This window comes from Streptomyces durocortorensis (genome assembly GCF_016901035.1).
Classification (GTDB): domain Bacteria; phylum Actinomycetota; class Actinomycetes; order Streptomycetales; family Streptomycetaceae; genus Streptomyces; species Streptomyces durocortorensis.
Genome location: NZ_JAFEUF010000390.1, coordinates 1 through 3997, shown reverse-complemented (window position 1 = coordinate 3997; position 3997 = coordinate 1). Strand labels below are relative to the sequence as shown.

4 protein-coding genes are annotated in these 3997 nt (G+C 72.3%); 3 read left to right on the top strand and 1 reads right to left on the bottom strand.

Annotated elements, in window-relative coordinates; all coding sequences use genetic code 11:
* Positions 1–170: 170 nt before the first annotated feature.
* Positions 171–1493 (bottom strand): alanine racemase, encoded by a 1323-nt coding sequence (locus JS521_RS34375; RefSeq protein WP_205086797.1) that lies wholly within the window; start codon positions 1491–1493, stop codon positions 171–173.
* 133 nt (positions 1494–1626) lie between these two features.
* On the opposite strand from JS521_RS34375, the gene JS521_RS34370 reads away from it, so the two are divergent.
* Genes JS521_RS34370 through JS521_RS34360 form a run of 3 tightly spaced genes read left to right on the top strand, consistent with a single transcriptional unit; the run spans position 1627 to position 3899 of the window.
* The gene (locus JS521_RS34370; protein ID WP_205086796.1) at positions 1627–2727 is read left to right on the top strand and encodes a sugar kinase; all 1101 of its coding nucleotides are present in this window, start codon (positions 1627–1629) and stop codon (positions 2725–2727) included.
* Entirely contained in the window at positions 2724–3482 is a 759-nt protein-coding gene (locus JS521_RS34365; RefSeq protein WP_205086795.1) for an IclR family transcriptional regulator, read from the top strand. Before JS521_RS34370 ends, JS521_RS34365 begins: the two co-directional genes overlap by 4 nt.
* A 6-nt stretch (positions 3483–3488) precedes the next feature.
* A complete protein-coding gene (locus JS521_RS34360; protein ID WP_205086794.1) occupies positions 3489–3899 on the top strand; it encodes a RidA family protein in 411 nt (136 codons plus the stop codon).
* Positions 3900–3997 lie beyond the last annotated feature (98 nt).

Genomic DNA, 3997 nt, shown 5'->3' with positions numbered 1-3997 from the left:
GGCCGGGGGAGCCCTCGGGGTGGATCTCGGCTATGCGGCCGCCGTCGAGGGCCACATCGGCGCGGTAGGAGGGCTCGCCGGTGCCGTCGACGACGAGCGCGTCACGCAGGACCAGGTCCATGGGTCACCTTTCGGATTTCGGAGGGTGAGAGCCGTACGGCTCGGCGGCTCTAGAAGAACGTGCGGATGTAGTCGGTGACCGTGCCGTCCGCCGTGACCAGCGGGATCAGCTGCCACTTGTCGAAGCTGGTGCAGGGGTGGGAGAGGCCCATGCCGACCCAGTCGCCCACCTCCAGCTCGGCCCCTTCCTCCGTACGCACCCAGGTGTGCTGGTCGGAGAGGCCGGTGACCGTGACCCCGGTGGCGGGCCGCACCGAGCCGTCCCGGCCGGAGCGGACCACCTGCGCCTCGGGCAGATCGAGGTCGTACGCCGCGTCCCGCTTGCCCGCGTTGAGGAACGCCTGCTCGCCGGTCGGACGGGAGACGACCTGCGCCCAGAGGCGGAAGGCGGGCTCCAGCGCGCCCTCCTCGGGGACGCGGTTGAAGGGGGTCAGGTGCTTGTAGTGGCCGTCGTCGTGCGAGACGTACGCGCCGGAGCGCAGCAACTTCAGCACGGGCAGGCTCAGTTCGGGAATCTCGGCGAAGACGTCCGCGACCGCGTCGAACCAGGCGCTGCCGCCCGCGCTGATCACGATCTCCTCGGCCCCGGCGAACCGCTTCTCGCCGTCGAAGGCGGCCGCCAGCGCGACGAGCCGCCGCAGCCACGCCCGTACCCGCTCGGGGTCGGCGTCCGGCACCTCCCCCTCGTACCCGGCGACGCCCACCAGGCGCAGCGAACCGGCCGCCGCCACCGCGTCGGCGACCGCCGCGCAGTCGGCTTCCGTGCGGGCCCCGGTGCGCGCGCCCTCGCCCGCGCCCAGCTCGACGACCACGTCGACCGGGCGGGTGGTGCCGGCCGCGCCGAGGGCCTCGTCCATCAGCTCGACGCCGCGCACGGAGTCGACGTAACAGACGAAGCGGAACGACGGGTCGGCCGTCATCTCGCCGGCCAGCCAGCGCAGGGCGACCGGGTCGACCAGTTCGTTGGCGAGGAAGATCCGGCCGATCCCGTACGCCCGGTAGACCCGCGCCTGGTGCGGCACGGCGGCCGTGATGCCCCAAGCGCCGCGCTCCAGCTGGTCCACGAAGAGCTGCGGGGACATGGACGTCTTGCCGTGCGGGGCGAACGCGAGGCCGTGGCGCTCGGCGTACGTCTCCAGGAGGTCCAGGTTGTGGGCCACCGACTCGGCGGAGAGCGCGAGGACGGGAGTGGTGAACCCGCCGGTGAAGAGGTTGCGGCGCTCGGCGGCGAGGTCCTTGACGGTCAGGCCTTCCGCGTCCGGCGGCAGGGCCTTGAAGCGGTGGTCGACGCGTTCGTCGGCGAGGGAGGCCGTGAGAGAGACCGCTGTGGACGCGGAGGACGCGGTGAGGTCGGTGGGGCGTTCGGCTGCCAAGGGGGGCTCCTCGAAGTTCGTTGCAACATATGCAACACCCATTGCGTATATCGCTCAACGCTGTCTAACATCCGAGCCGATGCCCGGTCAATGGTGACCACCGGCCCGCACGCCGATCAGCGAGGAGCCCTCAGTGTCCGGACCCGCAGCAGGGACGGCCCACGCCGCCACGACCACCGATGTCGTCTGTCTCGGTGAGTCCATGGTGACGTTCCTGCCCTCGCAGCCCGGCCGCCTCGCCGACGTGCCCTCCTTCGGGCGCGGGATCGGCGGAGCCGAGTCCAACGTGGCCTGCGCGCTCGCCGCCGCCGGGCACCGGGCGGCCTGGGTCGGCCGGGTGGGGGCGGACGGCTTCGGCGACCACCTCGTCGAGACGATCGCGTCGTACGGGGTCGACACGTCGGCGGTCCGCCGCGATCCGGTCCGGCCGACCGGCATCTACTTCCGTACGGCCACGGACCGGGGGACCGACACGCACGAGGTCGCGTACTACCGGGCGGGGTCGGCGGCGTCCGCGATGTCGCCGGCGAACGTCCCGTACGAGGAACTGTTCGCGGGCCGGATCCTGCATCTGTCCGGGATCACGGCGGCGCTGTCCGGCGACTGCCTGGAGCTGCTGCGCGAGCTGACGGCCGCGCGGCCCGGGCGGCCGCTGGTGTCGTTCGACGTGAACCACCGGCCGCATCTGTGGCGGGGCGGCGACGCGGATGCCTCTGTGCTGCTGGAGCTGGCGCGGCGGGCCGACCTGGTGTTCGTCGGGGAGGACGAGGCGGAGGAGGCGTGGGGGATCGTCGGCGCGGAGGCGATCCGGGCCGCGGTTCCGGAGCCGTCCGTGCTCGTGGTGAAGCGGGGGAGCGCGGGCGCGACGGTGTTCGCCCCGGGGCTCCGCCCCGGACCCCGCTCCTCAATCGCCGGAGGGGCTGAAAACGCCGACACCGTCACCCACGTCCCCGCCCTCCGCGTCGACGTCGTCGCCGCCGTCGGCGCGGGCGACGCCTTCGCCGCCGGGTTCCTCTCCGCCACCCTGCGCGGGCTGCCCGTCCGTGACCGGGTCCGGCACGGGCATCTCATGGCCGCCGCCGTCCTCACCGTCCCCGGCGACCTCACCGAGCCGCCCGCCCGCGACCACGCCGACCGCCTCGTCGCCCTCGGCGACGAAGCCTGGGGGACACTTCGTCTCGGCCCCGGCTGGACCGCAGCCGACCGGGCCCCCGAGGAGGTACGCACACCATGAGCCAGACCGTCGACCGGGCACTCAGCATCCTGCCGCTGCTCGCCCAGGGGCCCGCCGACCTCGGGCAGGTCGCCGAGCGGCTCGGCGTCCACAAGTCCACGGCGCTGCGCCTGCTGCGTACGCTCCACGAGCACGGCCTCGTCTACCGCCAGGAGGACCAGCGCTACCGCCTCGGCGCCCGGCTCTTCGCGCTCGCGCAGGAGGCCGTCGAGAACCTCGACGTGCGCGAGATCGCCCACTCCCACCTGGTCGCGCTGAACGACCGGTGCGGGCACACCGTTCACCTCGCCGTGTACGAGGAGCAGGAAGTCCTCTACATCGACAAGGTCGAGAGCCGCTACCCGGTCCGGATGTACTCCCGGATCGGCAAGCCCGTCGCGATCACCGTCGCGGCCGTCGCCAAGCTGCTGCTGGCCGACCTCACCGAGCCCGAACGGCGCGTCATCGCCGAGAAGCTCGACTACCCCATGTACACGTCCCGTTCGACGCCCAACCCGGCCGCCTTCCTCAAGGAGCTGGCCGTCGTGCGCGAACAGGGCTGGGCCACCGACCTCGGTGGCCACGAGGAGTCCATCAACTGCATCGGCGCGCCCATCCGCGGCGCGGACGGGCGGGTCGTCGCGGCCATGTCGGTGTCCGCACCCAATGTGGTCGTCACGGCCGAGGAACTCCTCACCCTGCTCCCGCTGGTCCGGCGCACCGCCGAGACCATCAGCCGGGAGTACTCCGGCACCACCCAACCCAAGAAAGTCTGATCAGCCATGACCGAGAAGACCGCCCTCACCCCCTCCACCCACACGACGCCGCCCGCGAAGTTCTCGCACGGCGTGAGGAAGGGGAACATCCTCCAGATCGCCGGCCAGGTCGGCTTCCTCCCCGCCGTGGAGGGCCAGGCCCCGACCCCGGCCGGCCCCACCCTGCGCGAGCAGACCCTCCAGACCTTCGCCAACGTCAAGGCGATCCTGGAGGAGGGCGGCGCGAGCTGGGACGACGTGATGATGATGCGCGTCTACCTCACGGACGTGGACCACTTCGCCGAGATGAACGAGATCTACAACGCCTACTTCGGCGAGCAGAACCTCAAGGAGGCCCCCTCGGCCCGCACGACGGTCTACGTCGGCCTGCCCAAGGGCCTGCTCATCGAGATCGACGCGCTCGCGGTGCTCAGCTGATCCGTCCCGGCCCGCCGACCGTTCCTTCCCCCCGAACGCCGCGCCCCACGGATTGCTTTGCCCCACCCGCGTAACCCTTCCCGCACGCCGTACGGCAC

What these genes read in the sequence shown, in the direction of transcription:
- JS521_RS34365 (WP_205086795.1), top strand. Translation starts at nt 2,724, where the DNA reads ATGAGCCAGACCGTCGACCGGGCACTCAGCATCCTGCCGCTGCTCGCC.
- JS521_RS34360 (WP_205086794.1), top strand. Translation starts at nt 3,489, where the DNA reads ATGACCGAGAAGACCGCCCTCACCCCCTCCACCCACACGACGCCGCCC.